12 protein-coding genes and 5 tRNA genes are annotated in these 15,251 nt (G+C 43.1%); all 17 read left to right on the forward strand.

Features of this window, described 5'->3' with window-relative positions:
* Nucleotides 1–29: 29 nt before the first annotated feature.
* The 17 genes from gspD to rpoB all read left to right on the forward strand — a co-directional run bounded on the left by gspD (nt 30) and on the right by rpoB (nt 15,155).
* Nucleotides 30–2,240: a type II secretion system secretin GspD gene (gene gspD, locus MMP72_RS02390; protein ID WP_241314189.1), complete on the forward strand. Its 2,211-nt coding sequence runs from the start codon at nt 30–32 to the stop codon at nt 2,238–2,240.
* A gap of 64 nt (nt 2,241–2,304) precedes the next feature.
* Nucleotides 2,305–2,904: an FHA domain-containing protein gene (locus MMP72_RS02395; protein WP_241314191.1), complete on the forward strand. Its 600-nt coding sequence runs from the start codon at nt 2,305–2,307 to the stop codon at nt 2,902–2,904.
* Nucleotides 2,905–3,030: 126 nt separating this feature from the next.
* Complete coding sequence (locus MMP72_RS02400) at nt 3,031–3,723, forward strand: phosphoglycolate phosphatase (protein ID WP_241314193.1); 693 nt, start codon at nt 3,031–3,033, stop codon at nt 3,721–3,723.
* An 82-nt stretch (nt 3,724–3,805) separates the two neighbouring features.
* Nucleotides 3,806–5,299, forward strand: a complete 1,494-nt coding sequence (gene trpE / locus MMP72_RS02405) for an anthranilate synthase component I (protein WP_241314195.1) — start codon at nt 3,806–3,808, stop codon at nt 5,297–5,299.
* Between the two features lie 98 nt (nt 5,300–5,397).
* Nucleotides 5,398–5,473 (forward strand) — tRNA-Thr (locus tag MMP72_RS02410).
* Between the two features lie 54 nt (nt 5,474–5,527).
* A tRNA-Tyr gene (locus MMP72_RS02415) sits at nt 5,528–5,611 on the forward strand.
* 33 nt (nt 5,612–5,644) lie between these two features.
* Nucleotides 5,645–5,720, forward strand: a tRNA-Gly gene (locus MMP72_RS02420).
* 17 nt (nt 5,721–5,737) lie between these two features.
* Nucleotides 5,738–5,812 (forward strand) — tRNA-Thr (locus tag MMP72_RS02425).
* Nucleotides 5,813–5,977: 165 nt separating this feature from the next.
* Nucleotides 5,978–7,168: an elongation factor Tu gene (gene tuf, locus MMP72_RS02430; RefSeq protein ID WP_241314197.1), complete on the forward strand. Its 1,191-nt coding sequence runs from the start codon at nt 5,978–5,980 to the stop codon at nt 7,166–7,168.
* Between the two features lie 48 nt (nt 7,169–7,216).
* Nucleotides 7,217–7,292, forward strand: a tRNA-Trp gene (locus MMP72_RS02435).
* 76 nt (nt 7,293–7,368) lie between these two features.
* The gene (gene secE / locus MMP72_RS02440; RefSeq protein ID WP_004668260.1) at nt 7,369–7,809 is read left to right on the forward strand and encodes a preprotein translocase subunit SecE; all 441 of its coding nucleotides are present in this window, start codon (nt 7,369–7,371) and stop codon (nt 7,807–7,809) included.
* Nucleotides 7,810–7,816: 7 nt separating this feature from the next.
* Nucleotides 7,817–8,350: a transcription termination/antitermination protein NusG gene (nusG, locus tag MMP72_RS02445; protein ID WP_004668261.1), complete on the forward strand. Its 534-nt coding sequence runs from the start codon at nt 7,817–7,819 to the stop codon at nt 8,348–8,350.
* 111 nt (nt 8,351–8,461) lie between these two features.
* Nucleotides 8,462–8,890, forward strand: a complete 429-nt coding sequence (gene rplK / locus MMP72_RS02450) for a 50S ribosomal protein L11 (protein ID WP_004668262.1) — start codon at nt 8,462–8,464, stop codon at nt 8,888–8,890.
* Nucleotides 8,891–8,893: 3 nt separating this feature from the next.
* Nucleotides 8,894–9,589, forward strand: coding sequence for a 50S ribosomal protein L1 (gene rplA, locus MMP72_RS02455; RefSeq protein WP_241314199.1), 696 nt, complete (start codon nt 8,894–8,896; stop codon nt 9,587–9,589).
* Between the two features lie 249 nt (nt 9,590–9,838).
* On the forward strand, nt 9,839–10,345 hold the full coding sequence (rplJ, locus tag MMP72_RS02460) for a 50S ribosomal protein L10 (RefSeq protein ID WP_130161840.1): 507 nt from the start codon (nt 9,839–9,841) through the stop codon (nt 10,343–10,345).
* 48 nt (nt 10,346–10,393) lie between these two features.
* Nucleotides 10,394–10,759 (forward strand): 50S ribosomal protein L7/L12, encoded by a 366-nt coding sequence (gene rplL, locus MMP72_RS02465; protein ID WP_241314201.1) that lies wholly within the window; start codon nt 10,394–10,396, stop codon nt 10,757–10,759.
* A gap of 307 nt (nt 10,760–11,066) precedes the next feature.
* Nucleotides 11,067–15,155, forward strand: coding sequence for a DNA-directed RNA polymerase subunit beta (gene rpoB / locus MMP72_RS02470; protein ID WP_241314203.1), 4,089 nt, complete (start codon nt 11,067–11,069; stop codon nt 15,153–15,155).
* The last annotated feature ends 96 nt before the right edge of the window (nt 15,156–15,251 follow it).

Raw genomic sequence — 15,251 nt, forward strand, 5'->3', positions numbered from 1 at the left:
ATCACATTAGTTAGGAATAAGTGCAGGTTATGGCTTCTTTGAATCATCATCGTCCACTTTGGGCATTACTTGCCGCAGCACCTTTGGTTGCGACAATCAGTACCCATGTACACGCACAGACATGGAAGATCAATCTACGTGATGCAGACTTAGCAGCATTTATTAACGAAGTTGCAGATATTACAGGCAAGAATTTTGCGGTTGATCCTCGTGTGCGAGGCAATGTTACTGTTATTTCGAATAAACCGCTGAATAAAGATGAGGTGTATGACCTGTTTCTAGGTGTGCTCAGCGTCAATGGTGTAGTGGCTTTGCCTTCGGGTAACACCATTCGTTTGGTGCCTGATAGTAATGTAAAAAATGCAGGTATTCCCTACGATGGGCGTAACAGTGCAGGTGGTGATCAAATTGTAACCCGTGTGATTTGGTTGCAAAATACCAATCCGAATGATTTGGTTCCTGCTTTACGTCCGCTGATGCCGCAGTTTGCACACTTGGCGGCAGTTGCTGGAACCAATGCATTGATTGTTTCTGATCGCGCAGCCAATATCTATCAGCTTGAAAATATTGTACGTAATTTGGATGGCACTGGTCAGAACGATATCGAGGCGATTACCTTGCAGTCGAGTCAGGCTGAAGAAGTGATCACTTTGCTGGAAACCATGAGTGCAACTGGCGCATCAAAAGATTTTATGGGTTCGCGCGTGCGTATTATTGCGGACAATCGCACCAATCGTATTCTGATCAAAGGCGATCCTGATTCACGTAAGCGTTTGCGTCAAATTGTTGAGATGTTGGATGTGCCATCGGCAGATCGTTTGGGTGGTTTAAAAGTCTTCCGTTTGAAATATGCCAGTGCCAAAAGTCTCGCTGAAATTTTACAAGGTTTGGTTACTGGTCAGTCGGTATCATCATCTACATCAAATAATAGTAATGCATCCAATCCGATCAACAATTTGATTTCGAATAACCAAAGCACCAGTTCCTCAGGTAATTCATCGGGTAGTTCGGGGATTAGCCTCAACAGTGGCTTTAATAATCGTCAAAATGATGTGACCAGCTTTAATAGTGGTGGTGTTAGTATTATTGCGGACAGTACACAGAATGCTTTAGTGGTTAAGGCTGATCCGCAGTTAATGCGTGAGATTGAATCAGCAATTCAACAATTGGATACCCGTCGTCAGCAAGTGCTGATAGAGGCTGCGATTATTGAGATTGTGGGTAGTGATGCCGATCAACTCGGTGTGCAATGGGTACTAGGTGATCTAAGTAGCGGTGTTGGACTGGTTAATTTTTCCAATCTTGGTTCTGGACTGTCCAAAATTGCAGCTGGTTATCTAACTGGCGGTGCAGCAGGTGCAGCAGGTGCTTTGGGGGATGGGGCTTCAATAGGTGTCGGGAATTTTGAAAACCCACGCAAGGCGTACGGTGCCCTGATACAAGCGCTGAGAGCGAATACTAAATCGAACTTTTTATCGACCCCATCAATTGTCACAATGGACAATGAAGAAGCTTATATTGTGGTGGGGCAAAATGTTCCATTTGTCACAGGGTCAGTTGCAACTCAGGGTAATAGTACCGTGAACCCATATACGACGGTTGAGCGGAAGGATGTGGGGATAACGCTGAAAGTTGTACCTCATATTGGTGAAGGAGGGTCAGTTCGTCTTGAGGTTGAACAAGAGGTTTCGAATGTTCAGCCTAATCGAGGGCAGGCAACAGATTTGGTGACCAGTAAACGGGCGATTAAGACCTCGGTATTGGCTGATCATGGACAAACTGTGATTTTGGGTGGTTTGATTTCTGATGATACCAGCCTAACTCGTCAAAGTATCCCAGTGCTAGGGGATATTCCGTATTTAGGACGTTTATTCCGTGCCGATACGCGCAGTAATGAAAAACGTAATCTTTTGGTGTTTATCCATCCGACTATTGTAGGGGATTCGGATGATATCCGTCGTATCTCACAACAGCGCTATAATCAGCTCTATAGTTTGCAGCTTTCGATGGATAAAAATGGCAACTTTGCAAAACTACCTGAGAATGTAAACGATATTTATCGTCAACAATCTGCGGTGAGTGCTTCACCTTATCAAAATGTCCCAACGGCAACACAAAACCAAACGACGGCCGTGACCACGCCAGTTGCGACAGTAGAGCCGCCCTTACAAAAGAAAGCAGTTGAGCGAAGTAAAAATACGGTGACCACCACAACGATTCATCCCGCATCTTCACAGTAGATGCACACAAGCGCATATGGCACAATGCTATGATCGCAAGAAATTATGATAAGGATTGATGTTTATGACTTGGAAATTACAAGCCATTACAGGTGAATTTACGGGGAAAGAAATCACGATTGAACGTGATATGTTGGTCGGGCGACATCAAGATGCTGATATTTTATTGCAATCAGCGGATATTTCACGTCGTCATGCGGCGCTATTGCTCAAAGATCAAATGCTTTGGGTGCAGGACTTAAACTCATCCAATGGTACGTTTATTAATGATCTGCGTATAGATCAAGAAACTGAATTGCATGATGGCGATATTCTGCAATTTTCGAGTTTTGTATTCTCAGTTCTAGCGCCAGTGACTGAATTGCCAGAAATTGAAGTCGAACCTGTCAGCTCGACCGCACATGATCAAGGTATGCCAAGCATTGCTGAGCGCGCAGTTGAGACACCGATCAGTCGTGATGGTATGCCGCAACAGGTTGCGATTCCAAAGCCAGCGCCAATTCCTGAACATGTGAATATTCAAGCAGCCGCAGAACAACAACCTGTTGTAAATAAAGCGCCTGTGGCACAAGAAAAAGAGCAACAAAAAAATGCTTCGGTCGGTCTGATTTCGATTATTGTCTTAATGATTTTAGCAATGGTGGCTTGGCTGTTCTTTAAATAGTCAATTTAAGCTTTTACAATGAAAGGCATATCTTGAGCTTCACCTTGCACTGCAACCAAAGCATGGGGAGCATTGCTCCACAAGGGAAATAGCTCAGATATGCCTTTTCTTTCTAGGGTAGATATCATGTCTGTTGCACAGTTACAACGCCGTCATCTTATTTTATTTGATCTGGATGGTACGCTGGTGGACTCGGCTGCTGATTTATATCGCGCCATGAATCTTAGTTTAGAGAAGTTGAGCTTGCCTTTGGTAACCGAAGTGCAGGTTCGGGAGTGGGTTGGCAAGGGTGCTGCAAAACTATGTGAAACTGTGCTTGAACATTTGTTTGGGCGAGTGGATGCACAACTGCAAAAGCAATTGCTTGAGACTTTTATGCAGGTATATGCGCAAGAATTGTGTGTGAACACCACTGTTTATGATGGTGTTCTCGCCTTTTTAGAGCATTGTCAAGCGCATGGGATCTCGATGGTATGTGTTACCAATAAACCTGAACATTTAGCAAAAGGGATTCTCGATATTTTAGCGTTGAGTCCGTATTTTAAAATGGTCATCGGTGGTGATAGCTTGCCTGAGCGCAAACCACATCCTTTACCCTTATTGCACTGCATGCAAAGTCAAAATGTATCCGCATCGGAAAGTTTGATGATTGGTGATTCGAGTAATGATGTCGAAGCAGCAAGACGAGCAGGTATTGATTGTATTGTGGTCAGCTATGGCTATAATCATGGAGAAAATATCCATGACTGTCATCCACAACAAGTGGTGGATAGTTTGGTCGAGTTGATTGAAGAAGATCGGGTAAGGAGCAAGGTATGAATGTTGTTATGGTTTTTCGATGGCGGGCTTCACGTAATTGAAATAGGGAAACGCACAAAAATCGAAACCATAGAGAATATTCATGACCACATTCGCACAATTTGAACAACTAAAATCAGCAGGCTTTAACACGATACCTGTATATCGCCAACGTCTGGCAGATACGGAAACACCACTTTCAGTTTTTGCACGGTTTAAACAGCAAAAACAAGCTTATTTATTTGAGTCGGTCGAAGGTGGGGAAAATTGGGCGCGTTATTCCATGATTGGCTTGGGTGAGTCGATCGTTTTTTCATGTAATGAAGGCGTGTTAACCATTCAACAAGCGGATGGGTCGGTGACCCAGCAAAGTTGTACTGATCCATTTCAATATATTCGTGACTTTCAGAGCCAATTTAAAGTTCCAACGCAAAACGACTTGCCAGACTTGCCGAGCTTTACAGGTGGGCTGGTTGGTTATTTAGGTTATGACGCCGTTCGTTATATCGAGCCAAAACTCAAAAATATTCCAGCCGCTGATCCAGTGACCTTGCCCGACTTATGGTTGATGTTGTCTCAAACCGTGATTGTGTTTGATAATTTAAAAGATACTTTGTTTTTGATTCATCATGTCGATGCCAATCAAAAAGATGCTTATGCAAAGGCACAAGAGAAGCTTGACCAACTTGAGCAATTGCTTGCGATACCTGTCAGTTTACAGGCGAAGCCGCATACTGCACCTCACTTTGAATCGATTACGGGTAAAGCAAAGTTCCTTGAAACAGTTGAAAAAGTCAAAGAATACATTCGTGCGGGCGATGTGATGCAGGTGGTACCAGGGCAGCGTATGGTCTCTGATTTTGATGGTGAGGCATTGCAGGTCTATCGTGCTTTACGCCACTTAAACCCATCCCCTTATTTGTTTTTGGTACAGGGGCAAACCCTGACAGATCAAAAGCCGTTTCATATTGTCGGGTCATCACCTGAGATTTTATCGCGATTGGAAAATGGTATTGCCACGGTGCGACCTTTGGCAGGCACGCGACCAAGAGGCAAGACCAAAGAAGAAGATTTGGCCTTAGAACAAGATTTGTTGTCTGATGAAAAAGAAATTGCTGAACATTTAATGTTGATCGATCTCGGTCGTAATGATGTTGGGCGCGTGTCTAAAATTGGTAAAGTTCAAGTGACCGACCGAATGGTGATTGAGCGCTATTCGCATGTCATGCATATTGTTTCCAATGTACAAGGCGAAGTGCGCGATGATGTAGATGCTTTAGATGTATTTAAAGCGACTTTCCCCGCGGGTACACTCTCAGGCGCTCCGAAAATTCGTGCCATGGAAATTATTGATGAGGTTGAGCCGGTAAAACGAGGTGTATTTGGTGGTGCGGTCGGATATTTGGGCTGGCATGGTGAAATGGATATGTCGATTGCGATTCGTACCTGTGTGATTCGAGATGAAAAAGTCTATGTACAAGCAGGCGCAGGGCTGGTTGCAGACTCCAATCCTGAGTCAGAGTGGAATGAAACTCAAATAAAAGCGCGTGCAGTGATCAAAGCGGTTGAATTATCGTCAAACGGATTGATTTTATGAGTTTTTCGCAGTTTTTCTAAAAAAACTGCTTGCATCATGTGTAAGTTTTGCTAAACTGCACACCGTTCCGATACGAAACGTACGAAACACTAAGAAACGCCGGCATAGCTCAGTTGGTAGAGCAACTGACTTGTAATCAGTAGGTCCACAGTTCGAATCCGTGTGCCGGCACCATCTTAAGGTTTTTGATACATTTAAGTAAAGAACAGCACTGTGTAAGTGTGATGTGGTGAGATTCCCGAGCGGTCAAAGGGGGCAGACTGTAACTCTGCTACGAAAGTTTCGAAGGTTCGAATCCTTCTCTCACCACCATTTAGCTTCGATTGAAGTGGTAAGTACCAACATGCGGGAGTAACTCAGTTGGTAGAGTGGCAGCCTTCCAAGCTGCATGTCGCGAGTTCGAACCTCGTCTCCCGCTCCATTGTTATCGAAGACATCGCTCTTATAGCTCAGTGGTAGAGCACTCCCTTGGTAAGGGAGAGGTCTCGAGTTCAAATCTCGATAAGAGCTCCAGATATACAGCTTAGTAGAATTTCTACAAAAGATTTAAAGAAGCAGGCTATTATAGTCTGCTTTTCAAGTATTGGGTGTTTAGTTTTTTTAGGCGAATGTCGATAAGAAAAGTTTTTCAGGGTTGTTGTTCTCTAAACTGGTGTCGACGTAAACGAGGAAAGTCAAATGGCTAAGGCTAAGTTTGAACGTAATAAACCACACGTAAACGTGGGTACAATTGGTCACGTTGACCATGGTAAAACAACTTTAACTGCTGCGATTGCAACTATTTGTGCAAAAACTTACGGCGGTGAAGCGAAAGATTACTCACAAATCGACTCAGCTCCTGAAGAAAAAGCACGTGGTATTACCATTAATACATCACACGTAGAATACGATTCACCAATCCGTCACTACGCTCACGTAGACTGCCCGGGCCACGCCGATTATGTTAAAAACATGATTACTGGTGCTGCTCAGATGGATGGCGCGATCCTTGTATGTGCTGCGACTGATGGTCCTATGCCACAAACACGTGAACACATCCTACTTTCACGTCAGGTTGGTGTACCTTACATCATCGTATTCTTGAACAAGTGTGACCTTGTTGATGATGAAGAATTACTTGAATTAGTAGAAATGGAAGTTCGTGAACTTCTTTCTACTTATGACTTCCCAGGTGATGACACGCCAATCATCCGTGGTTCAGCGCTTCAAGCATTAAACGGTAACGATGGTCCTTATGGCGAATCAGCTGTAATCGAATTAGTTGCTGCGCTTGATTCTTACATTCCAGAACCAGAGCGTGCAATCGACAAAGCATTCTTAATGCCAATCGAAGATGTATTCTCTATCTCAGGCCGTGGTACAGTTGTAACTGGTCGTGTAGAATCTGGTATCGTTAAAGTTGGCGAATCAGTTGAAATCGTTGGTATTCGTGACACTGTTGTGACGACTGTAACTGGCGTAGAAATGTTCCGTAAATTGCTTGACGAAGGTCGTGCTGGCGAGAACTGTGGTGTTCTTCTTCGTGGTACTAAGCGTGAAGACGTACAACGTGGTCAAGTACTTGCTAAACCAGGTACAATCAAGCCGCACACTAAATTCGATGCAGAAGTATATGTACTTTCTAAAGAAGAAGGTGGTCGTCATACTCCATTCTTAAATGGTTACCGTCCACAGTTCTACTTCCGTACAACTGATGTAACTGGTGCAATCCAATTACAAGACGGCGTTGAAATGGTTATGCCAGGTGACAACGTTGAAATGTCAGTAGAATTAATTCACCCAATCGCAATGGACCCAGGTCTACGTTTTGCGATCCGTGAAGGTGGTCGTACTGTAGGTGCTGGTGTTGTTGCGAAAGTAACTGCATAATACGATATGCGATTCAAATCGGAAGCTTCGGCTTTCGGTTTGCATAATAGGTCAGTAGTTCAATTGGTAGAGCGTCGGTCTCCAAAACCGAATGTTGGGGGTTCGAGTCCCTCCTGACCTGCCACTTTTTTTAAATAAAAAAGCTTGATTCTGGCTAAGTTGTCATATAATAAGTCGCGAATTCTACGACGAGTAAAAAAATGTCGAATGATAAATCGCGTGACGCATTAAGCGACGCGCCAATTCCCCAAAGAAATAATGCTGCAGAAGTTGTGCGCTCGGGCTCTCCATTAGATATCGTCTTATGGTTGATTGCTCTGGCCCTGTTGATTGGTTCAGCAATGGTAAATCAGTATTTGCCAGCCCATTGGGCACCCGCAAATGATATTTGGGTGCGCATCGGGGTGATTTTGGCTTGTATCGTCGTCGCTTTAGGTTTATTATACGCCACCCATCAAGGTAAGGGCTTTGTGCGTTTATTGCAAGATGCGCGAATAGAACTGCGTCGAGTGGCTTGGCCGACAAAACAAGAGACGATCACAACTTCGTGGCAAGTGCTTTTGGTTGTAATTGTAACAGCAATAGTATTGTGGTGTTTTGATTACGGGTTAGGCTGGTTTATTAAGTTAATTATCGGGTAAGAGCGCAATGAAACGTTGGTATATTATTCATGCCTATTCAGGTTTTGAAAAACAAGTAATGCGTTCACTTAATGAACGAATTCAACGTAGCACAGTAGCTGATAGCTTTGGTGAAGTCCTTGTTCCTACTGAAGAAGTAGTGGAAATGAAGGACGGAAAGAAGCGCAAGTCTGAACGTAAATTCTTTCCTGGCTATGTGTTAGTCGAAATGGAAATGAATGATGATACTTGGCACATTGTAAAAGAGTGTCCAAAGGTTCTAGGTTTTATTGGTGGAACACCAGAAAAACCTGCACCAATCACACAACGTGAAGCGGATGCAATTCTTGCTCGTGTACGTAATCTTGGTGAAGCACCTCGTCCTAAGACGATGTTTGAACCAGGTGAAGAATTACTCGTTATTGATGGTCCGTTCACTGACTTTAAAGGGGTCGTGGAGGAAGTACAATACGAAAAGTCACGTTTAACGTTGACGATTAATGTATTTAATCGACCTACTCAGGTTGAACTCGAGTTTCGCCAAGTCGAAAAAACGATTTAATTTGAGTTGGTTGGAAAGCGCCCGATTTGATCGGGCATTGTTGTTGTAATGCTTTGGCGTTACTTGATTTTTGGGGAGCCTAACGGCGACTGTACCCAGAGGTAATTTTTAATGGCTAAGAAGATTGACGGCTATATTAAGCTGCAAGTCCCAGCTGGTAAAGCAAATCCATCTCCACCAATTGGTCCTGCATTGGGTCAACGTGGTGTAAACATCATGGCATTCTGTAAAGAATTCAATGCTGCTACACAAAAACTTGAAGTTGGTTTGCCGATTCCTGTCGTGATTACTGTGTACAACGATAAGTCGTTCACTTTCATCATGAAAACTCCACCTGCATCTATTCTTCTTAAGAAAGCTGCTGGTATTCAAAAGGGTTCAGCTGTACCTAACAAAACTAAAGTGGGTAAGTTGACTCGTGCTCAATTAGAAGAAATTGCGACTACTAAAGAACCAGACTTAACTGGTGCTGATTTAGACGCTCGTGTTCGTACCATCGCTGGTTCTGCACGTTCTATGGGCTTGGAAGTGGAGCTATAAGACATGGCAAAGTTAACTAAACGTCAAAAAGCCATTGCTGCTGCTGTAGAAGCAAACAAAGTTTATACTTTGGAAGAAGCAGTACAAGTTCTGAACAGCCTTCCAGCTGCTAAGTTCAAAGAATCTCTTGATGTTGCGGTAAACCTTGGGGTTGATCCACGTAAATCTGATCAAGTGGTTCGTGGTGCAACAACTTTACCTGCGGGTACTGGTAAAACTGTACGTGTTGCAGTATTTGCACAAGGTGCTGCTGCTGAAGCTGCTAAAGCTGAAGGCGCTGATATCGTTGGTTTTGAAGACTTGGCTGAAAGTATTCAGAAAGGTAATCTTGACTTTGATGTTGTCATCGCTGCACCTGACGCTATGCGTGTTGTTGGTAAGCTTGGTACGATTCTTGGTCCGCGTGGCTTAATGCCAAACCCGAAAGTGGGTACTGTAACTCCTGATGTTGCGAATGCGGTTAAGAATGCTAAATCTGGTCAAGCACGTTACCGTGTCGACAAAGCAGGTATTATCCATGCTGCGATCGGCCAACTTGGCTTTAGCGAAGAAGCTGTACGTCAAAACGTTGAAGCTTTAATTGCAGACTTGAAAAAGTTAAAGCCTGCAACGTCTAAAGGCGTATACGTTAAAAAGATCACTTTGAGCTCAACTATGGGCCCTGGTTTGATCGTTGACGTAAGCAACGTTTCTAAGTAATTAGACAGAATTTTAAAGCCTTAGATTTTTTGTTGAAAAAAATCTAAGCAAACTTTGAATTGATAAATGAATATTTATCAGCGTCAAAGACCTCAGGCGAGGAATATTTTCGAATATTCTTCTTAAAAACCCAGTCTGAGTAGACGCGGTGGTGTGATTTGTTCCTCCTCCGCGTGTAAGTCTGAATAAGATTTACGAATTGGGAGTGTACTCATATGAGTACATAAATCACCGTTAGGAGGTTTTACAATGGCTCTTCTTATCGAAGACAAAAAACAGATCGTTGCTGAAGTAAGTGAAATTGCTTCTACAGCGTTCGCTGCCGTTGTTGCTGACTATCAAGGTTTAACAGTTGAGCAATTAACTGCTCTTCGTGTTGAAGCTCGTAAACTAGGTGTTGCTACACGTGTTGTGCGTAATACTTTAGCTAAACGTGCTCTTCAAGATACACAATTCGCTATCTTGAATGACGACCTTGTTGGTCCAACAATCTTAGCATTCTCAACTTCTGAAGACGACATGGGTGCAGCTGCACGCTTGTTCGAAGAATTTGCTAAAACTAACAAAGCATTTGAATTAAAAGCTGCTGCATTTGATGGCAAAGTTTATCAAGGTGCTGATGTTAGCGTTATCGCAAATCTTCCGAACCAAGAAAAAGCGCTTACTATGCTTGCCTCTGTTCTTCAAGCTCCTATTTCGAAATTGGGTCGCTTACTTACAGCGCTTCAAGAGAAAAACGAGTCAGAAGCTGCTTAAGCTTAAAACTACTTTCACACCATTCAATACCCATTTGGAGTTACTCTCATGGCTTTAACAAACGAAGAAATCTTAAACGCAGTTGCTGAAAAAACTGTTCTTGAACTTGTTGAACTTATTTCTGCTTTCGAAGAAAAATTCAACGTATCTGCTGCTGCTGTAGCTGTAGCTGCTGGTCCTGCTGCTGCTGCTGCTGAAGAACAAACAGAATTCAATGTTGAATTGACCTCTTTCGGCGCGAACAAAGTTGCTGTTATTAAAGCAGTTCGTGAAGCAACTGGTCTTGGTCTTAAAGAAGCGAAAGATCTTGTTGAAAGCGCTCCTGCTGTTCTTAAAGAAGGCGTTTCTAAAGAAGACGGCGAAGAGCTTAAGACTAAGCTTGAAGCTGCTGGCGCTACCGTTACAATTAAGTAATGTGTAGGGAGTCGATTTTTCGATAATCGGCTCCAAAAAATGGCTGATGGCTCTTGGGTCATCAGCCTTTTTGCGTTACAATAATCGGCTCGTTTTTTGTTAGTTTCGCATATAATGTGCGGTTTTTTGCAATAAAAAGACTAATATCAAATGTTTAACAATATTTTTTTGCTTATAAAAATATTGTTAAGCGTTTTAATACCACTAAAAATTGCAGCATTTGTAAACAGTGGTGGCCATATCGGCCTGCGTAATCCTTCTAGGCCCGTTCTGCAGGCGGGCTTAGTTTACTTCCCGAGGACTCCAGATGGCATACTCATATACCGAAAAGAAACGGATCCGTAAGAATTTTGGTAAATTGCCCCAAGTGATGGAAGCACCGTACTTACTTTCGATTCAAGTCGATTCGTACCGTACGTTTTTACAAGGTGGCAAAACTCCAAAGAACCGCGAAGATATCGGTCTCCAAGCCGCATTTCGTTCAGTTTTTCCTATTGAAAGTTATTCTGGCAATGCTGCTTTAGAATTTGTTGAGTATAGTCTTGGTAAGCCTGAGTTTGACGTACGTGAATGTATTTTACGTGGTTCGACTTATGCAGCACCAATGCGCGTAAAAATTCGTTTGATCATTAAAGATCGTGAAACGAAATCAATTAAAGACGTTCGTGAGCAAGAAGTGTACATGGGTGAAATGCCACTCATGACAGATAACGGTACTTTCGTTATCAATGGTACTGAGCGTGTGATCGTATCTCAGTTGCATCGCTCACCAGGTGTATTTTTTGACCATGACAAAGGTAAAACTCACTCAAGTGGTAAAGTGTTGTACTCAGCACGTATTATCCCTTACCGTGGGTCATGGTTAGACTTTGAATTTGACGCAAAAGATCTTGTGTTTGTGCGTATTGACCGTCGTCGTAAGTTGCTTGCAACGGTGATCCTGCGTGCCTTAAATTATACAAATGCGCAAATTTTGAATTTGTTCTATGAAAAAGTACCTGTATATCTTGATATGGGTAGCTATCAAATTGACCTCATTCCAGATCGCTTGCGTGGAGAGATGGCGCAGTTTGATATTGCTGACAATGACGGTAAAGTGATTGTAGAGCAAGGTAAACGTATTAATGCGCGTCACGTACGTCAAATGGAAGCGGCTAACTTAGCTAAGCTTTCTGTACCTGATGAATATTTATATGAGCGTATCACTGCTGAAGATATTCCATTAAAAGATGGTGAAGTGATTGCTGCAAATACCTTACTAAGCCATGAAGTGATGGTGAAGTTAGCTGAAGGTGGTGTTAAGCAATTTAATATCCTATTTACGAACGACATCGACCGTGGTTCTTTTATTGCTGATACGTTGCGTGCAGATACCACAACGGGTCGCGAAGAAGCGCTGGTTGAAATCTATAAAGTCATGCGTCCAGGTGAGCCACCAACCAAAGAAGCTGCGGATAACTTATTTAATAATTTATTCTTTTCTTCTGAACGTTATGACTTGTCTCCTGTTGGTCGTATGAAGTTTAACCGTCGTTTGGGTCGTCCATACGAAGTCGGTACTGATCAGAAGTCTCGTGAAATTGAAGGTATTTTATCGCACGACGATATTATCGATGTACTCCGTACATTGGTTGAAATTCGTAACGGTAAAGGTGAAGTCGATGATATCGATCACTTAGGTAACCGTCGCGTACGTTCTGTTGGTGAAATGACAGAAAACCAATTCCGTGTTGGTTTAGTCCGTGTTGAACGTGCTGTTAAAGAGCGTTTGAGCCAAGCTGAAGCTGATAACCTGTCTCCACAGGATTTAATCAACGCAAAACCAGTTGCTGCTGCGATCAAAGAATTCTTTGGTTCAAGCCAATTGTCTCAGTTCATGGATCAAAACAACCCATTGTCTGAGATTACACACAAACGTCGTGTATCAGCGCTTGGACCTGGTGGTTTGACACGTGAACGTGCAGGCTTTGAGGTTCGTGACGTACATCAAACGCATTATGGTCGTGTTTGTCCAATTGAAACGCCAGAAGGTCCAAACATTGGTTTGATCAACTCGCTTTCTGTGTATGCAAAAACCAACAACTTTGGTTTCTTGGAAACACCGTACCGTAAAGTTGTTGATGGTCGTGTGACCGATGCAGTTGAGTATTTATCTGCAATTGAAGAAGTGGGTACTGTGATTGCACAGGCCGATTCGGCAATTGATAAAGAAGGTGCTTTGACCGAAGAAATGGTTTCTGTACGTCATCAAGGCGAATTCGTACGTATGTCACCTGAGCGTGTCACACATATGGATGTTTCTGCACAGCAGGTTGTTTCTGTTGCAGCGTCATTAATTCCGTTCCTTGAACACGATGATGCGAACCGTGCATTGATGGGTTCGAACATGCAGCGTCAGGCGGTTCCAACCTTACGTGCTGACAAGCCGCTTGTTGGTACGGGTATGGAAGCAAACGTAGCGCGTGACTCTGGTGTGTGTGTGATCGCAAACCGTGGTGGTGCGATTGAGTATGTTGATGCATCACGTATCGTTATTCGTGTTAACGAAGATGAGATGATTGCTGGTGAGGCAGGTGTAGATATCTACAACTTGATCAAATATACCCGTTCGAACCAAAATACCTGTATCAACCAAAATGTTATCGTGAACATGGGCGACAAAGTTGCGCGTGGTGATATCTTGGCTGATGGTCCATCAACGGACATGGGTGAACTTGCGCTTGGTCAAAACATGCGCGTCGCGTTCATGACATGGAACGGTTATAACTACGAAGACTCGATCTTACTTTCTGAGCGTGTACTTCAAGAAGACCGTTTAACCTCGATTCATATCCAAGAATTGTCATGTGTCGCACGTGATACCAAGTTAGGTGCAGAAGAAATTACTGCCGATATTCCTAACGTGGGTGAAGCTGCGCTGTCTAAGTTGGATGAGTCTGGTATTGTTTATATCGGTGCTGAAGTCACTGCAGGTGACATCCTTGTTGGTAAAGTAACGCCTAAAGGTGAAACCCAGTTAACCCCCGAAGAAAAATTACTTCGTGCCATCTTTGGTGAAAAAGCGGCTGATGTAAAAGATTCATCTTTACGTGTTCCGTCTGGTACCAAAGGGACAGTGATCGATGTTCAAGTCTTCACGCGTGATGGTTTGGAAAAAGATGATCGTGCACAAGCAATTGAAAAAGCACAACTTGATGCTTATCGTAAAGATTTGAAAGAAGAATACAAAATCTTTGAAGAAGCAGCACGTGAACGTATTGTTCGCTTGTTGAAAGGCAAAGAGTCTAATGGTGGTGGAACAACTAAGCGTGGCGATAAACTTGCAGAAGATATGCTGTCTGGTTTAGAGCTGGTTGATTTGTTAGAAATCCAACCAACAGATGAAGCGATTGCTGAACGTTTAACTCAAATTCAGGTATTCTTGAAAGAGAAGAGTATCGAAATTGATGAGAAATTTGCCGAGAAGAAACGCAAACTCTCTACAGGTGATGAATTAACAACGGGTGTATTAAAAGTTGTTAAGGTTTACCTTGCAGTGAAACGTCGTATCCAACCGGGTGATAAGATGGCGGGTCGTCACGGGAACAAGGGTGTTGTCTCTAACATCTTACCTGTTGAAGATATGCCACATGATGCCAACGGTGTACCAGTTGACATCGTATTGAACCCATTGGGTGTACCGTCGCGTATGAACGTGGGTCAGATTCTTGAAACCCATTTGGGCTTGGCAGCAAAAGGTTTGGGTGAGCAGATTGATAAGATGCTGCAACAACAACGTACAGTTGCTGAACTTCGTTTGTTCCTCGATAAGATTTACAACAAAGTTGGTGGCGAGCAAGAAGATCTTGATAGCTTAACTGATGAAGAAGTGTTGAAGCTTGCAGGTAACTTACGTGCAGGTGTTCCTTTAGCAACACCAGTGTTTGATGGTGCTGAAGAAAATCAAATTAAAGAATTGCTTGAACTTGCTGAATTGCCGCGTTCTGGTCAACAGACTTTGTTTGATGGCCGTACAGGTGAACAGTTTGACCGTCCTGTAACTGTGGGTTACATGTATATGCTCAAATTGAACCACTTGGTTGATGACAAAATGCATGCGCGTTCAACAGGTTCTTACTCGCTTGTGACACAGCAGCCGCTTGGTGGTAAAGCACAATTCGGTGGTCAGCGTTTTGGTGAGATGGAAGTTTGGGCACTTGAAGCATATGGTGCAGCATATACACTCCAAGAAATGCTTACTGTGAAATCGGATGACGTCGAAGGTCGTACCCGCATCTATAAGAATATTGTAGATGGTAACCATTATATGGATCCGGGTATGCCTGAATCGTTCAACGTATTGACCAAAGAGATCCGTTCTTTAGGTATCAACATTGAACTGAAAAATGGTGACTAAACATCTCCATTCAATCCTTCCACATCTCTTTATCAAAAAGGGAAGTGGGAGGATTAATCAGTTAAAAACAATATTTGTGACCCAGTTGGGCGAGCT

Source organism: Acinetobacter sp. NIPH 2699, assembly GCF_022549355.1.
GTDB lineage: Bacteria > Pseudomonadota > Gammaproteobacteria > Pseudomonadales > Moraxellaceae > Acinetobacter.

Bases quoted from the DNA above. Each gene is read 5' to 3' on its own strand.
- tuf (WP_241314197.1), top strand. From the start codon at position 5,978: ATGGCTAAGGCTAAGTTTGAACGTAATAAACCACACGTAAACGTGGGT.
- MMP72_RS02395 (WP_241314191.1), top strand. From the start codon at position 2,305: ATGACTTGGAAATTACAAGCCATTACAGGTGAATTTACGGGGAAAGAA.
- rpoB (WP_241314203.1), top strand. From the start codon at position 11,067: ATGGCATACTCATATACCGAAAAGAAACGGATCCGTAAGAATTTTGGT.
- secE (WP_004668260.1), top strand. From the start codon at position 7,369: ATGTCGAATGATAAATCGCGTGACGCATTAAGCGACGCGCCAATTCCC.
- rplK (WP_004668262.1), top strand. From the start codon at position 8,462: ATGGCTAAGAAGATTGACGGCTATATTAAGCTGCAAGTCCCAGCTGGT.
- rplJ (WP_130161840.1), top strand. From the start codon at position 9,839: ATGGCTCTTCTTATCGAAGACAAAAAACAGATCGTTGCTGAAGTAAGT.
- nusG (WP_004668261.1), top strand. From the start codon at position 7,817: ATGAAACGTTGGTATATTATTCATGCCTATTCAGGTTTTGAAAAACAA.
- rplA (WP_241314199.1), top strand. From the start codon at position 8,894: ATGGCAAAGTTAACTAAACGTCAAAAAGCCATTGCTGCTGCTGTAGAA.
- trpE (WP_241314195.1), top strand. From the start codon at position 3,806: ATGACCACATTCGCACAATTTGAACAACTAAAATCAGCAGGCTTTAAC.
- gspD (WP_241314189.1), top strand. From the start codon at position 30: ATGGCTTCTTTGAATCATCATCGTCCACTTTGGGCATTACTTGCCGCA.
- MMP72_RS02400 (WP_241314193.1), top strand. From the start codon at position 3,031: ATGTCTGTTGCACAGTTACAACGCCGTCATCTTATTTTATTTGATCTG.
- rplL (WP_241314201.1), top strand. From the start codon at position 10,394: ATGGCTTTAACAAACGAAGAAATCTTAAACGCAGTTGCTGAAAAAACT.